The 792-nt window shown below is 69.3% G+C and carries 1 protein-coding gene; it reads left to right on the forward strand.

Annotation, left to right across the window (positions count from 1 at the left end):
* A partial coding sequence (locus tag AC1DT3_RS23035) for a DUF4175 family protein (protein ID WP_477467481.1) occupies positions 1–792 on the forward strand: 792 nt, incomplete at both ends.

Raw genomic sequence — 792 nt, forward strand, 5'->3', positions numbered from 1 at the left:
GCGTCGGACTTTTCGCCCTTCTCTTCCTCATTTCGTTTTGGCCCTTGGCCAGGGTGCGCCGTCCGGCGCGCGCCAACGCGCTCGACCGAATCGACCGTGATTCGGGACTGCGCCACGGGCCGGCCCGTGCGCTTGACGATTCCCTGGCCCTCGGCACCACCGACGCGGGGACACAGGCGCTCTGGGAGTTGCATCGCAAGCGAGCCGAGGCCGCGCTCGCCGATCTGCGGGTCGCCCCACCCCGGCCGGACATGCCGCGCTACGATCGTTATGCCATCCGCGCCGCCGGGCTTCTCGCCCTCGTGGCGAGCGCCTTTGTGGCGGGCCCCGAGGCGGGTTTGAGGCTCGGCAGCGCTTTCGATTGGCGCGCGCCCCCGGTTCCGGGCACGGGCGCTCGCGTCGACGGGTGGATCGACCCGCCGCTCTACACGCGCATTCCCCCTCTGATGATCGACCTCGGCCAAGGCGAGCAGCGCCTGAAGGCGCCCGTAAAGTCGGTCGTCGTCATCCGTGTCGCCGGTGAGACCGAGGCCACGATCACGCCGGAACGGGGTCTCACGGCGCTTCCGGCCGCGCAGACGCCGCGCACCGATCTTAAGGAACAGCGGTTTGCTCTCGAAGGCTCCGCCGAACTGTCGGTCAAGACCGGCTTTGCCCACACCACCCGCCTGATCATCGACGCCGTGCCTGATCGTCCGCCGGAAGTGGCCCTTTCGGCCCCGCCCGAACGCGAGGCGCGCGGAACGTTCACGCTCACCTATCAGGGCAAGGACGATTATGGCATCGTCGCGG

This window comes from Microvirga sp. P4_G7, assembly GCF_056401005.1.